Genomic DNA, 21,484 nt, shown 5'->3' with positions numbered 1-21,484 from the left:
GCATGCACGTCCTCGTGGTGCACAACCGCTATTCCTCGGCGCAGCCGAGCGGGGAGAACAAGGTGGTCGACCAGGAGGTGGAGCTGCTGCGCGCGGCCGGCCACCGGGTCGAGGTGTTCGAGCGGCGCAGCGACGACATCGCCGCCCGGTCACTCCTTGCCAAGGCGGCGGTGCCGCTCCTGGTGCCGTGGAACCCGCGGGTCCGCGCGGAACTCGCCGCCCGGCTTCGCAGCGAGCGGCCGGACGTGGTGCACGTCCACAACGTCTTCCCGCTCCTGTCGCCCGCGGTGCTCGCCGCCTGTGCCGACGCCGGCGTGCCCGCCGTCGCCACGCTGCACAACTACACCCAGGTCTGTCCGCCCGGCACGCTGCAGCGGGACGGTCGACCGTGCACCGAGTGCGTCGGAGCGGCACCCCTGCCCGCCGTCCGGCACGGCTGCTACCGCGGCTCCCGGCTCGCGACGGTGCCGCTCGCGGTCAGCCTGTCGGTCAACCGGCGGCGGTGGTGGTCCGGCGTGGAGCGGTTCTTCTGCATCTCCGGGGCGCAGCGCGATGTCCTGATGCGGGCCGGCATGCCGCCCGAACGCCTTGCGGTGAAGCACAACTTCGTGCCGGAACCGGGCACGTGCCGAGAGAGCGACGGGGAGCACCTGCTCTATCTCGGCCGGCTCGCGGAGGCCAAGGGCGTGCGGCTGCTCATGGCCGCGTGGGACGAGATCGCCGCCGACGGCGGTGTGGGCGTGCCGCTCGTGGTCGCCGGCGCGGGGCCACTGGAGCGAGAGGTGACCGCCTGGGCGGCGGGCCGGGACGACGTGCGGTACGCCGGCCTGTACGACTCCGCACAGTGCCGACAGGCCATCGCGCGTTCGGTCGCCGTGGTGGCTCCCTCGACATGGCTGGAGGCGTTCGGACTGGTGGTCGTGGAGGCGATGGCGGCGGGGGTACCGGCCGTCGCCGCCGGTCACGGCGCCTTCGTCGAGCTCGTCGAGGACGGGGTGACCGGGCTGCTGCACCGGCCGGGCGAAGCCGCCTCGCTCGCGTCCTGTCTGCGCCGGATCACGGCCGGGCCGGCCCGCAACCGGGAGATGGGCCAGGCGGCCCGGCGCCGTTACGAGCAGGGGTTCAGCCCGGCCGTCGGGCTGAAGCACCTGGTGGAGGAGTACCGCACCGCGATCGCGGGTCGGTCGGAATCAATGGGGGGCAGTAAATGACACGATGCCGACTCTGCGGATCGACGACGCTGGTGAGCGTTGTCGATCTCGGAGCGACACCACCGTGCGAGAGCTTTCTCGCCGCGGACCAACTGGATCAACCGGAGCCCGCCTACCCGCTGCACCTGCGGGTCTGCACCGACTGCTGGCTCGCGCAGATCCCGCCGCTGATCACTCCCGAGGACACGTTCACGCAGTACGCGTACTTCTCCTCCTACTCGACCTCCTGGGTGGAGCACGCGCGCACGTTCGTCGCCGACGCCGTACAGCGCGTGGGTCTCGGCTCCGACGCCTTCGTGGTCGAGGTGGCGAGCAACGACGGCTACCTGCTGAGGCACGTGGTCGACCGCGGGATCCGCTGCCTCGGCATCGAGCCGTCGGTGAACGTCGGTGCCGCGGCGCGGGACGCGGGCGTGCCCACGCTCACGGCGTTCCTGGACCCGGAGGTCGGCTCGGCCGTCCGCGCCGAGCACGGCCCGGCGGACCTGGTCGTGGCCAACAACGTGTACGCGCACATCCCCGACGTGGTCGGCTTCACCCGGGGGCTGCGCGCCCTGGTCGCCGACAACGGCTGGGTCTCCATCGAGGTGCAGCACCTGCTGACCCTGATCGAGGAGAACCAGTACGACACGATCTACCACGAGCACTTCCAGTACTACACGGTCGCGTCCGCGAGCCGGGCCCTTGCGAGCGGCGGACTCGCGCTCGTGGACGTCGAGTTGCTGCCCACGCACGGCGGCTCCATCCGGCTGTGGGCCCGGCCGGCCGAGGCGGCCGACGGAGTGTCCCCCGGTCAATCCGGGCCCGGAGCTTCGGGACGGGTGGCTGAGGTGTTGGACCGGGAGAAGGCCGCCGGGCTGCGGGAGCTGTCCGGGTACACCGAGTTCTCCGCCCGGGTGGCCAAGGTGCGCCGGGACCTCCTGCGGTTCCTGATCGAGGCGGCCGAGCGCGACGAGACGGTGGTCGGCTACGGCGCCCCCGGCAAGGGCAACACTCTGCTCAACCACTGCGGAATCCGGCCCGACCTGCTCCCCTACACGGTCGACCGCAACCCCTACAAACACGGCAGGTTCACCCCGGGCACCCGCATTCCGATCCTGCCGCCCGAGCGGATAGCCGCCGACAAACCGGACTACGTCCTGGTCCTGCCGTGGAACCTGCGGGCCGAGCTGATCGAGCAGTTGTCGTTCGTGCACGCCTGGGGCGGCCGACTTGTCTTTCCCATCCCGGAACTGAGCATTGTCGAGGTCAAGCCATGAAGGTCGTGCTGTTCTGCGGCGGATACGGACTGCGTATGCGCAACGGAGCCTCCGACGACGTGCCCAAGCCGATGGCGATGGTCGGCCCGCGGCCGCTGATCTGGCACGTCATGCGCTACTACGCGTACTTCGGGCACACGGAGTTCATCCTGTGTCTCGGGTACGGGGCCCACCACATCAAGGACTTCTTCCTCAACTACGAGGAGACGACGTCCAACGATTTCGTGCTACGAGGCGGGCGGACCGAATTGCTATCCACCGACATCTCCGATTGGACGATCACGTTCGTGCAGACCGGCGTCGAGTCCCCGATCGGGGAGCGGCTGCGCCGGGTGCGCCACTATCTGAACGGCGACGAGATGTTCCTCGCCAACTACGCCGATGTGCTCACGGACGCCCCACTGCCGGAGATGATCGACCGGTTCGCCCGGCGCGACGCCGGTGCGTCGATGATGGTGGTGCCGCCGCAGTCCTCGTTCCACTGCGTGGAGTTGGGCGAGGACGGCCTGGTGGGGGGCATCACCGCGGTGAGCGAACTGCCGCTGTGGGAGAACGGCGGCTACTTCGTGCTCCGTCAGGAGGTCTTCGAGCACATACCGGAGAACGGGGACCTGGTCGCCGACGGATGCGCCCAACTCGCCAAGCGGGGGCGGTTGGTGGCCCACCAGCACCGCGGCTTCTGGAAGCCGACCGACACCGTGAAGGAACGGGCCGCGCTCGACGCCGCCTACGCCCGGGGCGACCGCCCGTGGGCCGTGTGGGAACGGGCCGTCGCGGGCCCGAGTGCGGTGAGGACCGCGTGATCCGGCTCAGGGCCGGGCGCGTTGACCGGCTCGTCGCGGTGGGCGCGCACTGCGACGACATCGCCATCGGCGCAGGCGGCACGCTCCTCACGCTGTGTCTCGCGCGGCCGGGCATCCGCATCGACGCGCTAGTGCTCTCCGGTGGTGGCAGCGAGCGGGAGCAGGAGGAGCAGGCCGCGCTCGCCGCTTTCTGTCCGGGTGCCGAACTGCGGCTGACCGTGCACAAGTTGCCCGACGGCCGGCTGCCGGCGTACTGGGACGAGGCCAAGGCCGCGGTCGAGGAGCTGCGCGCGGGGACCGAACCGGATCTTGTGCTGGCCCCGCGCACCGATGACGCGCACCAGGACCACCGCGGCCTGGCGAAGCTGATACCCACCGCGTTCCGCGACCACCTCGTGCTCGGCTACGAGATCGTCAAGTGGGACGGCGATCTCGGCTGTCCGGCGGCGTACCAGCCGCTCGCGCCGGAGATCGCCGAACGAAAGGCGCGGCTGTTGCAGGAGCACTACCCCTCGCAACGGCACCGGCCCTGGTACGACCGGGAAGCCTTCCTCGGTCTTGCACGCATCCGCGGCATCGAATGCCAGGCGCGCTACGCCGAGGCGTTCGCCGTCACCAAACTCACTCTCGACCTGGGGGAATGAACCTTGCGCGTACTGCTGACCGGACACCAGGGCTACCTCGGCACCGTGATGGCCCCGGTTCTCGCGGCCGCCGGGCACGAGGTCGTCGGGCTCGACTCCGGCCTGTTCGCCGACTGCGTCCTGGGCCCGATACCCACGGACCCGCGGGGGCATCGGGTGGACCTGCGCGACGTCACGGCCGAACACGTGGCCGGGGTGGACGCCGTGATCCACCTGGCCGCCCTGTCCAACGACCCCCTGGGATCGCTGGCGCCTGACCTCACCTACGACATCAACCACCACTCGTCCGTGCGCCTTGCCCGGCTGGCCCGCGACGCCGGAGCGCGGCGCTTCCTGTACGCGTCGACGTGCTCGGTCTACGGCGCCGCGGGCGGCGATGAACTGGTGGCGGAGGACGCCCCGCTGCGCCCGGTGACGCCGTACGCGGAGTCCAAGGTGCGGGTGGAGGACGACCTGCACGCGCTGTCCGACGGCGACTTCAGCCCGGTGTACATGCGCAACGCCACCGCCTTCGGCCACTCACCCCGGCTTCGTGCCGACATCGTGCTGAACAACCTGGTGGGCCACGCCCTCCTGTCCGGTGAGGTCCTGGTGCTCTCCGACGGCACGCCCTGGCGCCCGCTGGTGCACGCCGCCGACATCGCGCGGGCCTTCGCGGCCGCGCTGATCGCGCCGCGGGAAGCGGTGCACGACCGGGCGTTCAACATCGGCAGCGAGATCAACAACGTCACGGTCGCCGAGATCGCCGGACAGGTCGCCGAGGCGGTGTCCGGCTCCAAGGTGGTGATCACCGGGGAGACCGGTGCCGACCCGAGGTCGTACCGGGTCGACTTCTCCCGGTTCCGGGCCGCGGTGCCCGGCTTCGACTGCGAGTGGACGGTCAAGCAGGGCGCGCTGGAACTCGCCGACGCCTACCGGAAGTTCGGGCTGACCCGGGAGGACTTCGAGCGACGCTTCACGCGCCTCGCCGTGCTGCGCGCCGCGTCCGACGCCGGCATCGTGGACGACACCTTGCGGTGGCGCCGATGACCGCGGTCGGCGAAGAGATGCACGCACTGGTGGAGCGGTTGTACCCGCTGTGCCGGAGCATCACCGGCGACGGTGTGCGCGCCACCCTGGAGATCGTCGGCGAGTACGTCCCGCTGCGGGTGCACGAGGTGCCGACCGGGACTCAGGTGCTCGACTGGACGGTGCCGCAGGAGTGGAACATCCGGGACGCGTACATCGCGGACACCGCGGGCAACCGGGTCGTCGACTTCGCCGCGTCCAACCTGCACGTGCTCGGCTACAGCGTGCCGGTGTCGGCGAGGATGCCGCTGGCCGAGCTGCGCGGGCACCTGCACACCCTGTCGGACCATCCGTCCTGGGTGCCGTACCGGACCAGCTACTACAAGCGGGATTGGGGGTTCTGCCTGGCCCAGGACACCCTGGACGCGCTGCCGGACGGCGAGTACGAGGTACGCATCGACTCCACGCTCACCGATGGCCACCTCACCTACGCCGAGCACGTGGTCCCCGGGCAGGTCGCCGACGAGGTGATCGTCTCCTGCCACGTCTGCCACCCTTCACTCGCCAACGACAACCTGGCCGGCGTCGCGGTGGCGGCGTTCCTGGCGCGGGCGCTGGCGGAGCAAACTCCTTACTACACCTACCGGTTCATCTTCGCGCCCGGCACCATCGGGGCGATCACCTGGCTGGCCCGCAACGCGGAGCGGGTCGAGCGGGTCAAGCACGGCCTCGTGCTGGCCTGCGCCGGAGACCCGGGCCGACTGACGTACAAACAGAGCAGACGCGGCGACGCGGAGATCGACCGGGTGCTTCGGCACGTGCTGAGCGCATCCGAACGCCCGCACCACGTCGCCGAGTTCATCCCGTACGGCTACGACGAGCGGCAGTTCTGCTCGCCCGGCTTCGATCTCGGCGTGGGCTCGCTCAGCCGGACCCCGTACGCCGGCTACCCCGAATACCACACCTCGGCGGACAACCTGGACTTCGTCTCCCCGGCCGCGATGGCGGACACGCTCGCCGTCTGCCGCGAGGCGTTCGCCGTGCTCGACCGCAACCGGCGGTACGTCAACCTCAGTCCCTACGGCGAACCACAGCTGGGCCGACGGGGTTTGTACGACTCGCTCGGCGGGCGCAGCGACGCGAAGCAGGCCGAGATGGCCATGCTCTGGGTGCTCAGTCTCTCCGACGGCGAGCACAGTCTGCTGGACGTCGCCGAGCGGTCCGGGCTGCCGTTCGACACGGTCGCCACCGCGGCAGGTGCCCTGCACGGCGCCGGGCTGATCAAGGCGTGACGCCGATGACCACCGAGAGGGAGAAGACGACGACCGCGGCGGGAGCCGCCCGGCGGGCCATCGTCGGCCGATTGTCCTGGGGACTGGCCGACCAGGCAGCCTCCAGCGTGTCCAACTTCGCGGTGGGGATTTATGTGGCCCGCTCGCTCGGGCTGGCCGCGTTCGGCGTGTTCAGTCTGGCCTGGGTGACCTACGGCGTGGTGCTCAGCGTCTCCCGCGGCCTTGCCACCGACCCGCTCGTGGTGCGCTTCAGCGGCGTGCCGGACGCGTCATGGCGCGGGGCGGTGACCCGGTCCTCGGGCACCGCGCTCGGCGTCGGTGCCGCCATCGGCGCGGCGTGTCTGGCGGTCGGCCTCGCCCTCGGCGGCGGTGTGGGGCCCGCGTTCGCCTGCCTCGGCGTCATGCTGCCGGGGCTGCTGTTGCAGGATGCGTGGCGGTACGCGTTCTTCGCCGCCGGCACGGGGCGGAAGGCGTTCGTCAACGACCTGGTGTGGGGCGTCGCGCTCGTCCCGGCCATGGTGGTGGCGGCCCGCGTGGGCATTGTGGCCGCTTTTGTGCTCGCCTGGGGCGGGTCCGCCGCGGTGGCCGGGGTGTACGGCTGCTTCCAGTCCGGCATCCGGCCCCGGGTGACCGGAGCGCGCGGGTGGCTTCGCGGGCACCGCGACCTCGGCTACCGGTACCTGGTCGAGAACGTCGGTGTCAGCGGCGCGAGCCAGCTGCGGGCGTACGGCCTCGGCGCGATCGTCGGGGTCAGCGCGGTGGGCGTGGTCCGGGGCGCGGAGCTCCTGCTCGGCCCGTTCATGGCCGTGCTGATGGGTCTTTCGCTGGTCACCGTCGCGGAGGCGGCCCGGGTGCTGCGGCGGGCCCCGCACCGCCTCGGCGGGTTCTGCCTCCTCCTTGGCGGCGGGCAGGCCGTCGCCGCGCTGCTCTGGGGCACGGCGCTGCTGCTGGTGCCGGACCGGCTCGGCGAGCTGGTGCTCGGCGATGTCTGGAACTCCGCCTCGCAGCTCATCGTGCCGGTCACGCTCGGCGTCGCGGGCGCGGGCCTCGGCACCGGCGCGGCGGCCGGTCTTCGCGCGCTCGCCGCGGCCCGCCGCAGCCTGCGCAGCCAGCTGTTCGCCTCCGCCTGCTACGTCATCGGCGGTCTCGGCGGGGCGGCCACGGGCGGCACGGCCGGCTCGGCCTGGGGCGTCGCAGCCGCGACCCTGAGCGGCTCGGCCGTGTGGTGGCTGCAGCTGAGGTCCGCCCTGCGCGAGCGCCACCACAAACCCATCCGCGAAGTGAGGACGTCATGACCGCCCACCCCCGGCTGAGCATCGGACTGCCCGTGTACAACGGCGAGGAGTATCTCGCCGAGTCGTTCGACGCCCTGCTCGGCCAGACCTACGAGGACTTCGAGCTGGTCGTCTCCGACAACGCCTCGACCGACGGTACTCAGGACATCTGCCGCAAGTACGCCGCACGGGATTCGCGCATCCGGTACCTCCGGCTGCCGAAGAACATCGGCGCCGCGCCGAACCACAACCACGTGTTCACCGAGTGCCGGGGTGAGCTGTTCAAGTGGGCGTCGCACGACGACCTGTACGCCCGGGACCTGCTGCAGCGCTGTGTCGAGGCGCTGGACGAGCGGCCGCACGTGGTCCTCGCGCACTCCGGGCAGGCGGTCATCGACGGCGAGGGACAGGTGAAGGTCCCGTACGAGTACGGGATCGCCACCGACTCGCCGCACGCGCCGGAGCGCTTTCGCAGTTTCCTGTTCGAGCCCGGTGGTGACGACTTCTACGGGGTGATGCGGGCCGACGTACTGCGCCGCGTGAAGCCGCACGACAGCTATCACCACGCGGACCGCACGTTCGTCGCCGAGATCGTGCTGCGCGGGCCCTTCCACCAGGTGCCGGAGCTGCTGTACTTCCGCCGCGACCACCCCACCCGCGCCGAGCGGGCGAACCCTTCCAAGCGCTCCCGGTGCGTCAACCTCGACCCGCGCCGGGCAGGCCCGCTGCACCCGACGCCCCGACTGCTCGCCGAGTACGTCGGGGGCTTTCTCGCGGCGATCCGGCGGGCGCCGTTGTCCGCTGCCGACCGGCGCGCGTGCTACCGCCACCTGGCCGCCTGGATGGCCAGCCGGGTCCGGCCGGGCGCGGGCGAGCGGGTCGAGGACCGCGCACCGGTCGACCCGGGACTGCTCAGCGTCTCCGTCGACGCCCTCGTCGCAGGGCGGGAGGGGAGGAACGCATGACGTCCGCGGACCAAACTCCGGTGCGCGTCGGGGTGTTCGGCCTGCTCGGCTCCGGCAACCTCGGCAACGACGGGTCACTGGAGGCCGTGCTCGGCTACCTCCGCGCCGAGCACCCGGCGGCGGTGGTGGACGCGCTGTGCGGCGGGCCCGAGATCGTCTCGGCCCGGTACAGCATCCCCGCGACGCGGCTGCACTGGTACCGCGGGGAGTACCGGACCGCGTCGCGCGCGGGCGCGATCGCGGCCAAGGGTCTGGGCAAACTCGTCGACGCCGTCCGCACCGCCGCCTGGGTGCGCCGGCACGACGTGGTGATCGTGCCGGGCATGGGCGTCCTGGAGGCCACGCTGCCGCTGCGGCCGTGGGGCTTCCCGTACTCGCTGTTCCTGCTCTGCGCGACAGGCCGGCTCTTCGGCACCCGGGTCGCGCTGGTCGGCGTGGGAGCCGCCGCGATCGTCCGGCGGCCGACCCGAGCCCTGGTGCGCTGGTCGGCGCGACTGGCAACGTACCGGTCGTACCGGGACGCCCTGTCCCGCGACGCGATGCGGGCGATGGGCGTGGACACCGCGCGCGACGAGGTCTACCCGGACCTCGCCTTCGCCCTGCCGGCGCCGCGGGAATGGGGCACCCCCTGCTCGGAGCTTGTCGGAGAGGTTGGGGAAGAGCCATCGGGCCCGCAGGGACCGGTCTGCGTCGGCGTCATGGACTTCCACGGCGGCAACGACGACCGCACCCGGGCCGAGGAGATCCACCGCCGCTACCTCGACGGGACGACTCGGTTCGTCCGCGCGCTGGTCGAGGACGGCAGGCCGGTCCGGCTGCTCACCGGCGACGAGGTCGACCGGCCGGTGGTCGCCGCGATCCTCGACGCGGTGGACTCGCCGCTGGTCACCGCTGCCGATGTGTCCTCGCTGGCCGACCTGATGAAGGAGATGGCAGCTGCCGACACCGTGGTGGCGACCCGGTACCACAACCTGATCTGCGCGCTGAAGGCCGGCACGCCGACACTCGCCCTCAGCTATGCGGCCAAGAGCGACGCTCTCATGGGGCGGATGGGGCTCGGCGCGTACTGCCACCCGGCCCGCGAGGTCGACGCGGGCCGGTTGTTCGAGCAGTTCCGGGCCCTGGAGCGGCGATCGGCGGAGCTGCGCCGGATCCTCACCGAACGGAACGCGATCGCCGCCCGGCGCCTGGAGGACCAATTCACCGCCCTGACCGCGGCCCTGTTCCCGGCGGCCGATCACACCCACGCCCTGCGGGAGGCTCCATGAAGGCGACCGAAGTCCCGGCGATCGACGGCGCTTACCTGTTCGAGCCGACGCCGTACGCCGACGAGCGCGGCTTCTTCTGCCGCACCTTCGACGCCGACGTGGTGCGCTCGGTGGGCCTCAACCCGGACGCCTTCGTCCAGGACAGCCTGTCCCGCTCGGTCCGGGGCGTGCTGCGCGGCCTGCACCTGCGCTCCGGCGCCGGCGAGGCCAAGCTGGTGCGGTGCTCGTACGGCAGGGTCTTCGACGTCGTCGTGGACCTGCGGACGGACTCGCCGACCTACCGCAACCGGGCCTTCTTCGAGCTGTCCGGCGAGACGCAGACGACCCTGTACATCCCGGCGGGGTGCGCGCACGGCTTCCAGGCACTGACCGAAACCGCCGACACCTCGTACCGGATCGACCGACCGCACAATCCGGCCGAGGACGTGACGATCGCCTTCGACGACCCGGAGCTCGCCATTCCCTGGCCGCTGCCGGTCACATCGATGTCCCGGCGGGACCGGGAAGCACCGAGCCTCGCCGAGGCCCTCAAGCAACAGTCATGAAGCGACAGTCATCAAGCAACATCCCTTATTCACAAGGAGAGTTGGGGTCGGATTGGACACCGAAGACACCGAAGAGTTCCTCCTGCCCCGGTCGCGGCTGGCGAACGAGCGGTTGCACGCGATGGTCCCCGGTGGCGCGCACACCTACGCCAAGGGCGACGACCAGTACCCCGAGAACCTGGCCCCGGTGATCAGCCACGGCCGCGGCGCCCACGTGTGGGACATCGACGGCAACCGCTACGTCGAGTACGGCTCCGGCCTTCGGTCGGTCAGCCTCGGCCACGCCCACCCACGCGTCATCGAGGCGGTACGGCGGGAACTCGACCGCGGCAGCAATTTCGTCAGGCCGTCCATCGTGGAGGTCGAGGCCGCGGAACGCTTCCTGGCCACGGTGCCGACCGCCGATATGGTGAAGTTCGCGAAGAACGGCTCGGACGCCACGACCGCCGCGGTGCGCCTCGCCCGCGCGGTCACCGGACGCCCGCGAGTGGCCATCTGCGCCGACCATCCGTTCTTCTCCGTCGACGACTGGTTCATCGGCACCACGCCGATGTCCGCCGGGATTCCGACGGCGACCACCGGGCTCACCGTGGCGTTCCCTTACGGGGACTTGGCCGCCACGGAGGAGTTGCTCGCCCGGTACCAGGACGAGGTCGCCTGCCTGATCCTCGAACCCGCCACCCACACCGAGCCACCGCCCGGATACCTCGCAGGACTGCGCGAACTGGCCGACCGGCACGGCTGCGTACTGATCTTCGATGAGATGATCACCGGCTTCCGCTGGTCCGAGGCGGGCGCCCAGGGCCTGTACGGCGTCGTTCCCGACCTCTCCACCTTCGGCAAGGCGCTGGGCAACGGATTCGCCGTATCCGCGCTGGCCGGGCGCCGCGATCTGATGGAACTGGGCGGGCTGCGTCACTCCGGCGAGCGGGTGTTCCTGCTGTCCACCACGCACGGTGCAGAAACGCACGCGCTGGCAGCCGCGATGGCCGTGCAGACCACCTACGTCGAGGAGGGCATCACCGCGCGGCTGCACGCTCTCGGCGAGCGGTTGGCCGCCGGTGTACGCGACGCCGCGGCCGCCATGGGCGTCGGCGACCACATCGTCGTCCGGGGCCGGGCCAGCAATCTGGTTTTCGCCACTCTCGACGAGAACGGGCAGCCGTCGCAGCGGTACCGCACCCTGTTCCTGCGCCGGCTCCTCGCGGGCGGGGTGCTTGCCCCGTCGTTCGTGGTGAGCAGCACGCTCAGCGACGCCGACATCGATCACACCGTCGACGTGGTGGCCCAGGCATGTGCGGTGTACCGCAAGGCACTGGACGCCGCCGACCCCACCCCTTGGATGGCGGGGCGACCGGTGAAGCCAGTGTTCCGGCAATTGGCATGACGTGACGTCAGCGGCGTTCTGGCTGAAGGGCGTCGGCGATCCGGTCGACCAGCCAGGCGGTCGCCGGTACCACCGCCAACGCGGTGCACCAGCCGCCGAGGACATCGGTCGGGTAGTGCGCGCCCAGGGCGACCTCGGCCCAGCCCATGGCTGCGCCGGCCACCAGCGCCGCGGCGAGCACGAGCGACGTGCCGGCCGTCCTGCCAAGGCCGGTCCTGCCGGTCACAAGCAGGGCCACCACGAGGGCGAGCGCGGTGGCGAAGGCGGTGTGCCCGCTCGGATAGGACAGGTTGCCGTCGCCGTGGATGGTGCGCCCCACCACATGCTTGAGCAGCGTCGCGGTCCCCACGCTCATGCCGACGCCGGCAACGACGAGCACCGCTGCCCGAGGGCGCCGAAGCAGCAGGCAGCCCGTCACGATGGCCACGACCAGCGTCGCCGCTCCTGCCGGTTCCCCCAAGAAGTCCGTGATCAGGGCGACTTGGCGCCACGGCGGCCGCACGCCGTCCACCGCCGGCTGGATCCACCCGTCCACCGGGCCGGGCCTGCCGTCGTCCGCGTACAGGACCCCGAGTACGACGACCACCAGCGCGGCGAGCGCCGCGATCAGGCCGAGCCGCGCGCGCAGCGACGGGGGCAGCGCCGCGGGCGCGGGCCGCCCGGTCACACGCCCACCGCGTCAGGTCGGCCCGGGGTGGTTCGCCGGGATCGGTGGAGGGTGTTCCGGATCTTGACTCCTTGCGGCAGGGTGGGGGCGAGGCCCTTCATCCGGCCGGTGAACAGCCATACATCGGCGGCTTCCTGTTTCCCCTGTTCCAGGCCCTCTTGAAGACTGCCCGGCCTGCTTTCGGTGACCTTCTTGCCTGCCACCCGCAGCAGTGGCTTGCGTCCCGGCCCCCCTGAGACCACGAGCCGGTCGACACTCGGCGGATCGACCTGCTGATGCCCGCGTCGGCGACCGCGCCCCACAACGGCGGGGCGTTGTTTCCGTACGGCTCCCGAGGCCGTAAGTCCGGGTATGTCACTGCCTCTGTGGCCCGGCAGCACCTCGGCTCCCCCGGACGAGGCGGGGACGGCCTTGGCGCAGCCGTCACGGCCCGAGCCGATGAGCGTGTGTGCTACCCGCCGCTCACCGTGCCCGACCAGCCGCGGGCTCCCACCCTGCCCCGAGGGCCTGCGGATCCGGCCTTTCACGCCAAGGGCCAACTGGCCGCCCACCTTGCGGTCCGAGCCCGCGCCGCGCGCATCGCGTCTTGGGCCCCGGTCGCCAACTGCCTCTGCACGCACGGCCGAAGCCCATGCTTCACCGCCGAACTCGACCGCGCCGCGGCCCCCTCCGTGGTGACGGTCGAGCCGAACCCCCCACTCATGACCGAGACGAGCAAGAGCCCGCACACCGTCGCAGACCATCCGGCAGATGCGACGCACCTCCCCCTCCCATCGGGGCCGACTCCATGTCACCCGCCGCTACCGCGATGCCGTGCTCGTGCGAACTGTCGGCTGCCTCCCGCCGATATGGCCGGGATCGTCAGATGCACGGGCTGCGCGCGGCTGGACCGAGCGAGATTGCAAACACGTCAAGCGCGAACTGGGCTGGACCGATGTCCAGGCCCGCTCCGGCCAAGCGATCCAACGCCACTGCCGCCGCCCGACGTGGCCATCGGCTTCTGCTGACGCCGTCTCCCCAACAGTCCCCCGTCGTCTCTGGCTTGGCGTGCGCGGGAGCCGTCAGCCTGCGGGGCCCCGAACTCGCCAGCCGGCACCTCACCTTGGTCAAAGGCATCAGAATCAGTCCCTTCTTGCCACCTTAACCAACGATGCGGTCGCGCAAATAGCCGTCGGATGGCGGGCGTTGACAGCCGTGAGGGCCTTTCATCCTGACGCGGTCGCGAGGTGACGGGAGTTGCCTCACAGCGCTCCCCCGTCGGCGCCCAGCAATGCGGCCGCCTCGCTCCGAGCGAGCGGCCGAACATGATGCGCGACCGGGACGGTTCCGGCCGCCGATGACCCGAGGATCGCGCGCAGCCTGGGTGGGGTGGGGTAGGCGAGCCCGAACAGCACGGGTCCCAGTTGCGGTGGCCGATGTCGGCCTTCTGCTCATCGGTGAAGGGCGCGTTCTCCAGGAAGGAGCGAGCTTCACTGTTGCTGGTGTCGACCCAGGGAAAGCCGCCGGGGCGAAAGGCATCGTAGAGCGCGCCTTCGGCACCATCAACGCGCTGTTCTGCCAGCACCTGCCCGGCTACACCGGCTCCGACGTCACTCACCAAGCAATCACTCGACGCCATCCGCCTCGACCACCTCGCCGAAACCCACCACCTCCCCACCCAAGGCCGAGGCCGCCAACCCAGCCGCCGAGCAGACAGAACAGCCCTGACCAGCACAAACACCAGCCGAGCCTTTTCGCTTCAGAACTACCTTCAACGAACCCAGCCATACTCACCACAGAACACACAGCCCCAGCTCACACGCCCCGGCCTCCCCGCCGAAGCCCCCACCCAGCCTCTCAGCGAACCAGCAACACACCAGACCAGCCGCCACCCCGTACACCAACACGCCCACCCTCGCGCGTCAGGATGAGCGCCTGGTGGTCCTGGTCGGCGAGATGGACGCTGATCCGGCGGCCGCCGTCGGTGAGCGCGGCCCGAGCCAGCAGACGGTCACCTCGGTGATGTTCGCTTCCCGGTCACTGTCCAGGCGGTGGCTCCACTCCCCCGGCTTGCCGACGATGTACCGGCTCGCCTTCGCGGGCGTCCAGGGAGCGTTCTCCAGCGGCACCGGGTGCCGGCGCGGCCGGGCAGTTCGAACAACGCCCGGTCCGGGACCCCATCGAGTTCAGGGACCAGTCCGGGTGCCGGTCCTTCCCGCCCGACGCGACGACCAGCCAGGAGCCAGTTGCCAGCAGTCAGCGGGACATCGGCCTACGCCTCGTCGTCGAGTGCGAAGCGCAGGTAGCGGTCCGCGGAGCGCCGCAGTGCGGCTGCCCCGTCGGCAGTGACGACCCGCCCCCAGAACGCGCCGTATATGCAGGCGAAGTCGAAGGGCTCGACCAGTTCGAGCGCGCGGCGGATCGTGCTGGGGCGCTCCGGAATGAAGTTGGGGATGCTGTACATGAAGCTGACCCACCGGCGGTCCATCACGACCATGAAGATGTCGCCGCTGAACAGCGCCCCGCGCCCTTCGGGGTCGTCGGCCCAGTGCAGCACCGTGCCGCCGGCGAAGTGCGTTCCCGCGTTGATCAGAGTCATGCCGGGCGCGATCAGCTGGATGTCGCCGTCCCAGTACTCGATCGTCGGGTCGGGCCGGCCCACCCAGTCGCGGTCCGCCGCGTGGATGTACACCGGGGCGCCGAAGGCCCGGCCCCACTCGGTCATGACGCCGTAGAAGTGCGGATGACTGACGGCGATCGCGCTGATCCCGCCCAGCTCCTCGATCTCGGCAGCCAGGTCGTCGTCGAGGTAGCCCACGCAGTCCCACAGCACATTGCCGGACGGTGAGCGGATCAACAGTGCTCGCTGGCCGACGGCAACCGACGGATCCACGCCGACCCCGATCACACCCGGGCCCTCCTCGCGGAGCCGACCGCTGCGGCCACTCGCGCGCAACTCGGCCAGCGAGGTCCACTGTTGGCCCGCCCACGCGACGTACTGCCGCTCGTCCAGACAGACCGGGCAGTCAGAGCGGGGCGCGTCATACTGCACACCGCAGGTGACACAGATCGGCAACTCGAGACCGGTGACCGGCGCGACCGGCTTCGCAGACGACATGTTCGACGACGACATGAGAGCCCTCCCGACGAGGAATACCGCGGTTGATGGCGCCCGGACCAACAGCCGCCGCCGGGTGGCTTGTTCCCGGCAAGACACATCACACGGACGCCGAGGCGAAGAAGCCACGGCGGCCAGCCGGCGCCCGCCTCGCCCTCAGGAGTGTCCAGCGTTCGGCGCGGATCCCGAACTCGCCTCCTGCTCCGATCATGAATCCGTATGCCATCGACACGCGCTCATCTCCGGTTGAGAACCACCAGCCTTCCGTGGCAGAGCCTTCGGGCGCGTCCGCGTTAAGAATGCGCGGGCCGCCTTGGACGATCCCACCGGCCTCCAGGCGCAGCTCACCGTGTCGGGTCACCTTCACTCCGCCCGACGGGCCGTCCGCCAGCCGCTCGCGCTCCACCTCCAGTCCAGCCTCGTCCTCAATACCCTGCTGCCTCAGCGCGTTCGTACCGAACCGGCATGGGCGAAGAAGCTCTTGGATGAGGACCGCGCGGGCTGACCGCTCGGCTTCGTCCTGCCCACGGTGCCCCGCCCCCGAACGCTGGCCAGCGCCGTCGGCCAACCAGCGACGGAGTCCTGCCATGCCCGCTGAAGTCCGGACGTTGGCTCAGCGCCGCCGCCTTCGGCAAGGACAGCTCTCCGGCTGCGGCGCTTGCGCTCGCGTGCGCCCTGCACTCCCTCAACGAGCGCCGGTGAGCAGCCGTTTCTTGCGGCCGATACGGTCGCCGAGGCCGTCCCACGGAGACGAGCAGGCCCGCGATGATGAACGAGTAGATGTGGCCGATCCACACCAGCTGGGTGGCAGACAGCATCGGCCGGACGCTGCACCGTGTGCAGGAGTCGGAGGTGGCCGAGGAGCGCGCAGGCGTGGGGCGGTGCCGTCCTGCGACGGCTGCAGGAGAACAATTTCCGCCTGGTGGGCGGTGACCGTTGAACGGGGCGGGGCATGGCGCCCGCCTGCCCCCGGAGCGTTGTCTAGCCGGACGGCAGAGCCTGTTCCACCCAGATCGTCTTGCCGGTGGCCGTGTAGCGGGTGCCCCACCGCTGAGCCATCTGGGCGATGATGAACAGGCCGCGGCCGCCCTCGTCATCTGTCTCGGCGTGCCGTAGATGGGGTGAGGTGTGCCCGGTGTCGGACACTTCGCAGATGAGCGTCTCATCGCGGATGAGCCGGATGTGGACCGGTCCGGCGGCGTAGCGGATGGCGTTGGTGACCAGCTCGCTGACGATGAGTTCGGTCGTGAACACCAGGTCGTCAAGGCCCCATGCGACGAGCTGTTCCGTGGACGCGGTCCGTGCATCGCCGACCCTCGCGGGATCGGGAGGCAGTTCCCACGCGGTCACCTGGTCCTCAGCGAGCATCCGGGTGCGGACGAGCAGCAGGGTGGCATCGTCGTTCACCGGACCCGGCAGGAGGGCCGCGACCGCGCGGTCACACAGCTCTTCCAGCGGCCGGGAGGACTGGGCGAGGGTTTCGGCGAGCAGACCGAGTCCCGTGCCGGATCCGTCGTCGGCGGACTGGACGAGGCCATCGGTGAAGAGCGCCATGATGCTGCCCGGGGCGAGCCGGAATTCCGTGCTTTCGTACGGCAGACCGCTCACACCCAGGGGTGGGCCCGCCGGCAGTTCCGGATACGTGGCGATGGCGCTGTCCGGGGGGAGGACCGCTGCCATCGGCTGGCCGGCGCGCGCCATGGTGCACCACCCGGACACCGGGTCGTACACCGCGAACAGGCACGAGACCCCGAGGGCCGCCTCGTCCGCCGGCTTCGTGCCGACCGCGCCCGGGGCGCGACGCTTCGCTGTCTGCTCCTGGGCGGACTGACGGACCATGTCGTCCAGGCGGAAGAGGAGTTCGTCCGGGGCGAGATCGAGGCCGGCGAGGACGCGTACACCCGTGCTCAGGCGTCCCATGGTGGCGGCGGCGCGCAGGCCGTGGCCGATCACCTCGCCGACGACCAGAGCGACGCGCGTGCCCGAGAGGGGGATCGCGTCGAACCAGTCGCCGCCAACCCCCGTCCGGTTGTCGGCCGGAACGTATCGGCTCGCCAGCTCCACGGCGCTGTGCGGCGGCAGGCTGTCGGGCAGCAGGCTCCGCTGAAGTCTGAGCGCCGTGGTGTGCTCATGGGTGACGATCAACATCAGCACGACGCCGATCAGCAGGGCGCCGATGCCCACGACGGTCACTCCCCCCGTCGGTCCGATGAGTGGAAGGTCGAAGGACGTCTTGCCGTAGCCCGGATCGGCGTAGACGTCGAAGGCGGCGTAGCAGAAGAGGGAGAGCATCATCAGCCCGCCGAGACCCGGCAGCAGGCCCCTGAACAGGAAGTCCCTGCGGCTACGGGTGAGCACCCGTCGGTAGTACCAGACACAGGCAAAGCCGGTGAGCCCGTAGTAGAACGCGATCGCGAGGCCGATCGAGCCGATGGAGTCGGCCAGGAAGTCATGGCTGATCATCGTCAGCAGGACCAGGAACGCGATGGAAGCCAGGCCCATGCCGACAGTCGGCCAGGTCGGGGTGAGGAATCTGCGGTGAACCCGGGCGAAGCGGGAGGGAAGGGCCTTGTGCGCGGCCATGGAGAAGACCGTCCGGGCCAGGGGCAGGATGGTGGTCTGGGTTGAGGCCGCCGCGGAGGTCAGCACCATGAGGATCAGCAGCTTGGCAAGGAAGACCCCCGAGCCGTGGGTGCCGAAGACGGCGGAGCCGAGCCCCAAGAACACATCCTCCGCGTTGTCCCGGTTGCCCAGCCCGATCCCGGTGGTGCCGACTCCGGCGAACGCCTGCACGGAGGTCGCCACCAGGGCGTACGTGAACAGCAGCAGCACGGTCGAGATGACCGCGGCGCGCCCGGGGATGCGCGTGCTCTCGGCGGTCTCCTCGTTGACCGTGACGGCGGTGTCCCAGCCCCAGTAGATGAAGACGGCGGCGAGGATGCCCGCAGTCAGGGCTCGGCTGGAGGACACGTGCAACGGATTGAACCAGGAGGCGGAAACGTGGAACGCCGTCTCCGGGTTGCTGGTATAGACCTTCACCAGGGCGGTGCCGGCGAACAGCAGCAGGACGGCCACCTCCAGGAGGAGGAGCACACACTGAACGGCGGCCGAGATCTCGATACCGACATAACAGATCGCGGTCATCACACCGATCCAGAGAACCCCGACGAGTGTGGTCCATACCCGGTTCTCAGCGAGGGTGTCGTAGCCAAAGAGCCGGAAACTGTAGATGCCGGCGATCTCGGCGAGGTTCGCCATGACGATGATGTCCGCGACGATGATGCCCCAGCCGCCCATCCAGCCGACGCGCGGACCGAAGGCACGCGTGGCCCAGGAGAACGTGGTCCCGCAGTCGGCGTTGCTCGCGTTGAGTTCCCTGTAGGCATACGCGATCAACAGCATCGGGATGAAGGCGAGCATCGTGACGATCGGCGCCTGGGGGCCGACGGCCGCCACGATGAGACCGAGCGTGGCCGCCAGGCTGTAGGCAGGGGCAGTGGAGGCTATGCCGATGGCCACGGAGGAGAACAGCCCCAGAGCGCCGGACCTCAGTCCCTTCCTTCCCGCACCGGCGCCGGGCGCGCCCGGCACGTCGGACGCCGGACGACGACCAGGGGGCGGCTTGCCGCCTGCCCATCCCCGGCCCCCGCTCACCTCAGGGGGCTCGCCCCCTGGTCGGGACCCGGACCCGAGTCAGCGGTCTGGGTGATGGTGCCGGAGGCGTCGTCGTTCCCGTCTGCGGCAGCTGCTCCCACAGTGGCCAGGACGGCGACAGCAGCCGGTACAGCAGCGATCAAAGTGGTATGTACTCTCATAAAGTTCTCCTATGGGTAGACACGTAACACACTCCCCGGCTGCTTGGCATCCATACCGTCAGGGACGACACGTACACGAAGGAGTGCCTGCGTCTGCTGCCGCCAGTGACCCGAGCGGAGCGGTGCAGGGGCCCCTGCGGGGACTACCCAGGTCGAGCCGCCAGGGCCGACCGCTGGTGTCGCGGCCGCTGCACAGCCGTGCACGGCGCCCGCGGCCGCAGGGTCGAAGGCCGGGCTGGGACGGAGGCGTTCACGCGGGGCGGGGCCGCGCCGACCCCGACGAGGGAGTGGCAGTACCCCGTCTGTTGCCGGTCCCACAGGACCGCGGTGTGACCACCAGTGATGGGTGGCCGGAGACGTCTGGAGGTTCGCGGATGAGCGGTCGGTGGCAATCGGTGGTTGGCCACCTTTTCAGAGATGGTTGGCCATCGCAGTCGCGTCTTCGTCCCGGGGGACGGTCGCGGACCAGGCCCCACTCGGGCCGGCCGGGAAGTGTCGTTCCTCGGACCGGGCTTGAGCCGAGAGAAGGGCCCTGGCCCCCGGACTGGGCGACTCAGCGGCAACTAGGGATGCTGGAACGTGACCTCCGGGTAGGCCTGAGAGGGGCCCTTGAGGAGGGGCTGCGGAATCCCCTTCAGCTGGAGGTCGAAGAAGGCACCGACGTAGGCGCGGGTGATCGCCGCCGCGCGCTCGGCGGCGATGGTCTCGCCCGGGAGGGGGAAGCCCGCTTGGGAGGCGAGAACCGGTAGATCGGTGAAGTTGAAGTGGACCGCCCCCGTGACGGTCAGCCAGCGTTTCCAGCCGCCGAGGTCCGCCCATGCCTGGTCCCAGGAGGTGTCCTTGCCCGGCGCGTGCTCGGACTCGGTGCCCAGCAGGAGGAAGGGCCGGGCGCCCACGCCCGCGGCTGGTGGAGGGACGTCGAAGGTGCCGTCCATGTCCGCACCGGCGCGCACCCGCGGGTCGGCGGCCATGGCCGAGGCGGCGGCACTGCCACCGGCGGAGTGGCCCGCCATGCCGATGCGGCTCCGGTCGATCGTACGGTGGTACTGCCACGGGGAATGACGGCCGGTCAGCTGGTCGATGACGAACGAGACGTCCTTGGCTCGGCTCTCGTTCACGGCGACCCAGCCGCGCCGGGGAAGGGTCTCGCAGATGGTGCAGGTCAGCGTCCGGCCGTCGGGGAAGGTGGTTCCGGAGTCCTCGTAGGTGTGGTTGACGAGGACGACGGCATAGCCGCGGCTGGCCAGGTCCTCGGCGAGGCTCGTGAGCGTGGGGCGCGGCAGGGTGAAGCCGGGTGAGAGCACGATCAGCGGGAAGCGGCCGGGGGCCGGGCGGGCGCCGGTCCGGGCCCACGAGCGGGTGCCGCTGAGCGTGCCGGGCGGGATGCCGGCCCCCGGCGCCTGCTTCTGCAGCAGCAGCGCGGCCTCTTCGGTGGTCATGTAGGGCGCGGGTCTGCCGTTGCCGGGCCGTGCGGGGTAGAACACCGACACCATCAGCCGGCGCGCGCCGGCGGAGGGCACCCACGGGTCCTGGCGGTGGGCGTCCACCAGGTCCAGGGTGCTGAGGCCGACGGCGTGTGGGCCGGTGGGGCGGGGCAGCGTCAGGTGGACGTCCGTGCCGACGGCAGCGGTTACGGCCGGGGCTGGGGTGGCCGCCTGCGCCGAGGCGGCCGGCAGGACCAGCGGAAGGGAGAGCAGGATCGCGAGCGTTCCGGAGGCGATGCGATGAGTTCGTCTCATGGCATCAATGTGGCTCGGGCTCCCCGCCACGGCATCGGCCCGGAGACGGGCACGCACGACGCCTGCCCGCAGGGGTTTGCCAGGAGCACTCCCCTAACCCGGCGGCATCGTGACCGTCTCCACGAGCGTGTGCGGCAGGTCCAGCGTGGCTGGATACGTAATCAACGGGGCTCCCCGGCAACCGAGATGAGACGTCGGATACCTCCCTCAACTGCCCGGGAGCCTCGTCCCTTCTGCCGCCCACACACCACCGTCGGCGTCACCCGATCGATGGCCCACGTGAAAGAGCTTCCTACGTTGTTCTGCGGGACGTGGTGAGCTCCTCGTATGGGTCACCCACCCAGGGGTGCCGGGTATGGTTCAAAAGGCTCTGCCGTTGATGGCTTTCAGTGATTGGCCGCCCGGCGCCCCACGACGACTCGGCTGCCAATGAGGACTTGCGACTGATCGCTGAGTAGGGAATCGACAGCGAGGTCGTCCGCCGGGAGGTACCAGCAGCACACCGCACGC

Annotated in this window: 17 protein-coding genes; 12 read left to right on the top strand and 5 right to left on the bottom strand. The window is 70.6% G+C overall.

The genetic code is table 11. The annotated features are described in order from the left end of the window. Positions 1 to 2 precede the first annotated feature (2 nt). Genes OG522_RS35270 through OG522_RS35220 form a run of 11 tightly spaced genes read left to right on the top strand, consistent with a single transcriptional unit; the run spans position 3 to position 11,656 of the window. The gene (locus tag OG522_RS35270; RefSeq protein ID WP_329467113.1) at positions 3 to 1,211 is read left to right on the top strand and encodes a glycosyltransferase; all 1,209 of its coding nucleotides are present in this window, start codon (positions 3 to 5) and stop codon (positions 1,209 to 1,211) included. Further along, positions 1,208 to 2,470: a class I SAM-dependent methyltransferase gene (locus OG522_RS35265; protein WP_329467112.1), complete on the top strand. Its 1,263-nt coding sequence runs from the start codon at positions 1,208 to 1,210 to the stop codon at positions 2,468 to 2,470. The genes OG522_RS35270 and OG522_RS35265 overlap by 4 nt, the downstream gene beginning before the upstream one ends. Continuing rightward, a complete protein-coding gene (locus tag OG522_RS35260) occupies positions 2,467 to 3,273 on the top strand; it encodes a glucose-1-phosphate cytidylyltransferase (RefSeq protein WP_329467111.1) in 807 nt (268 codons plus the stop codon). The genes OG522_RS35265 and OG522_RS35260 overlap by 4 nt, the downstream gene beginning before the upstream one ends. After that, positions 3,270 to 3,917, top strand: coding sequence for a PIG-L deacetylase family protein (locus OG522_RS35255; protein WP_329467110.1), 648 nt, complete (start codon positions 3,270 to 3,272; stop codon positions 3,915 to 3,917). The genes OG522_RS35260 and OG522_RS35255 overlap by 4 nt, the downstream gene beginning before the upstream one ends. A gap of 3 nt (positions 3,918 to 3,920) precedes the next feature. Further along, positions 3,921 to 4,946 carry an NAD-dependent epimerase/dehydratase family protein gene (locus tag OG522_RS35250; protein WP_329467109.1) on the top strand — a complete coding sequence of 342 codons (1,026 nt, stop codon included), beginning with the start codon at positions 3,921 to 3,923 and terminating at the stop codon, positions 4,944 to 4,946. Then, positions 4,934 to 6,217 carry a DUF4910 domain-containing protein gene (locus OG522_RS35245; RefSeq protein ID WP_329467108.1) on the top strand — a complete coding sequence of 428 codons (1,284 nt, stop codon included), beginning with the start codon at positions 4,934 to 4,936 and terminating at the stop codon, positions 6,215 to 6,217. Before OG522_RS35250 ends, OG522_RS35245 begins: the two co-directional genes overlap by 13 nt. A gap of 5 nt (positions 6,218 to 6,222) precedes the next feature. Then, the gene (locus OG522_RS35240; protein ID WP_329467107.1) at positions 6,223 to 7,512 is read left to right on the top strand and encodes a hypothetical protein; all 1,290 of its coding nucleotides are present in this window, start codon (positions 6,223 to 6,225) and stop codon (positions 7,510 to 7,512) included. Further along, positions 7,509 to 8,456, top strand: coding sequence for a glycosyltransferase family 2 protein (locus OG522_RS35235; protein ID WP_329467106.1), 948 nt, complete (start codon positions 7,509 to 7,511; stop codon positions 8,454 to 8,456). Before OG522_RS35240 ends, OG522_RS35235 begins: the two co-directional genes overlap by 4 nt. After that, the gene (locus OG522_RS35230; RefSeq protein ID WP_329467105.1) at positions 8,453 to 9,724 is read left to right on the top strand and encodes a polysaccharide pyruvyl transferase family protein; all 1,272 of its coding nucleotides are present in this window, start codon (positions 8,453 to 8,455) and stop codon (positions 9,722 to 9,724) included. The genes OG522_RS35235 and OG522_RS35230 overlap by 4 nt, the downstream gene beginning before the upstream one ends. Further along, positions 9,721 to 10,269, top strand: coding sequence for a dTDP-4-dehydrorhamnose 3,5-epimerase (rfbC, locus tag OG522_RS35225; RefSeq protein WP_329467104.1), 549 nt, complete (start codon positions 9,721 to 9,723; stop codon positions 10,267 to 10,269). The genes OG522_RS35230 and rfbC overlap by 4 nt, the downstream gene beginning before the upstream one ends. 52 nt (positions 10,270 to 10,321) lie before the next feature. Beyond that, positions 10,322 to 11,656 carry a glutamate-1-semialdehyde 2,1-aminomutase gene (locus tag OG522_RS35220; RefSeq protein WP_329467103.1) on the top strand — a complete coding sequence of 445 codons (1,335 nt, stop codon included), beginning with the start codon at positions 10,322 to 10,324 and terminating at the stop codon, positions 11,654 to 11,656. A gap of 7 nt (positions 11,657 to 11,663) precedes the next feature. On the opposite strand, the gene OG522_RS35215 is transcribed toward OG522_RS35220, so the two are convergent. The 3 genes from OG522_RS35215 to OG522_RS35205 form a co-directional block, all read right to left on the bottom strand. Beyond that, complete coding sequence (locus OG522_RS35215) at positions 11,664 to 12,323, bottom strand: phosphatase PAP2 family protein (RefSeq protein WP_329467102.1); 660 nt, start codon at positions 12,321 to 12,323, stop codon at positions 11,664 to 11,666. After that, entirely contained in the window at positions 12,320 to 12,526 is a 207-nt protein-coding gene (locus OG522_RS35210) for a hypothetical protein (RefSeq protein WP_329467101.1), read from the bottom strand. The genes OG522_RS35215 and OG522_RS35210 overlap by 4 nt, the downstream gene beginning before the upstream one ends. 2,048 nt (positions 12,527 to 14,574) lie before the next feature. Beyond that, a complete protein-coding gene (locus OG522_RS35205) occupies positions 14,575 to 15,420 on the bottom strand; it encodes an MBL fold metallo-hydrolase (RefSeq protein ID WP_329467100.1) in 846 nt (281 codons plus the stop codon). 313 nt (positions 15,421 to 15,733) lie between these two features. On the opposite strand from OG522_RS35205, the gene OG522_RS35200 reads away from it, so the two are divergent. Next, positions 15,734 to 15,925 (top strand): hypothetical protein, encoded by a 192-nt coding sequence (locus OG522_RS35200; protein ID WP_329467099.1) that lies wholly within the window; start codon positions 15,734 to 15,736, stop codon positions 15,923 to 15,925. Positions 15,926 to 16,401: 476 nt separating this feature from the next. On the opposite strand, the gene OG522_RS35195 is transcribed toward OG522_RS35200, so the two are convergent. Further along, positions 16,402 to 18,939 carry an amino acid permease gene (locus tag OG522_RS35195; RefSeq protein WP_443074790.1) on the bottom strand — a complete coding sequence of 846 codons (2,538 nt, stop codon included), beginning with the start codon at positions 18,937 to 18,939 and terminating at the stop codon, positions 16,402 to 16,404. A gap of 859 nt (positions 18,940 to 19,798) precedes the next feature. Further along, a complete protein-coding gene (locus OG522_RS35190) occupies positions 19,799 to 20,974 on the bottom strand; it encodes an alpha/beta hydrolase family protein (protein WP_329467097.1) in 1,176 nt (391 codons plus the stop codon). Positions 20,975 to 21,484 lie beyond the last annotated feature (510 nt).

This window comes from Streptomyces sp. NBC_01431, assembly GCF_036231355.1.
Taxonomy (GTDB): Bacteria; Actinomycetota; Actinomycetes; order Streptomycetales; family Streptomycetaceae; genus Streptomyces.
Note: the sequence above shows the minus strand (reverse complement) of the source record. Positions and strands in the feature narration are given on the sequence as shown.

Bases quoted from the DNA above. Each gene is read 5' to 3' on its own strand.
- OG522_RS35260 (WP_329467111.1), top strand. From the start codon at position 2,467: ATGAAGGTCGTGCTGTTCTGCGGCGGATACGGACTGCGTATGCGCAAC.
- OG522_RS35190 (WP_329467097.1), bottom strand. From the start codon at position 20,974: ATGAGACGAACTCATCGCATCGCCTCCGGAACGCTCGCGATCCTGCTC.
- OG522_RS35205 (WP_329467100.1), bottom strand. From the start codon at position 15,420: ATGTCGTCTGCGAAGCCGGTCGCGCCGGTCACCGGTCTCGAGTTGCCG.
- OG522_RS35240 (WP_329467107.1), top strand. From the start codon at position 6,223: ATGACCACCGAGAGGGAGAAGACGACGACCGCGGCGGGAGCCGCCCGG.
- OG522_RS35270 (WP_329467113.1), top strand. From the start codon at position 3: ATGCACGTCCTCGTGGTGCACAACCGCTATTCCTCGGCGCAGCCGAGC.
- OG522_RS35265 (WP_329467112.1), top strand. From the start codon at position 1,208: ATGACACGATGCCGACTCTGCGGATCGACGACGCTGGTGAGCGTTGTC.
- OG522_RS35235 (WP_329467106.1), top strand. From the start codon at position 7,509: ATGACCGCCCACCCCCGGCTGAGCATCGGACTGCCCGTGTACAACGGC.
- rfbC (WP_329467104.1), top strand. From the start codon at position 9,721: ATGAAGGCGACCGAAGTCCCGGCGATCGACGGCGCTTACCTGTTCGAG.
- OG522_RS35230 (WP_329467105.1), top strand. From the start codon at position 8,453: ATGACGTCCGCGGACCAAACTCCGGTGCGCGTCGGGGTGTTCGGCCTG.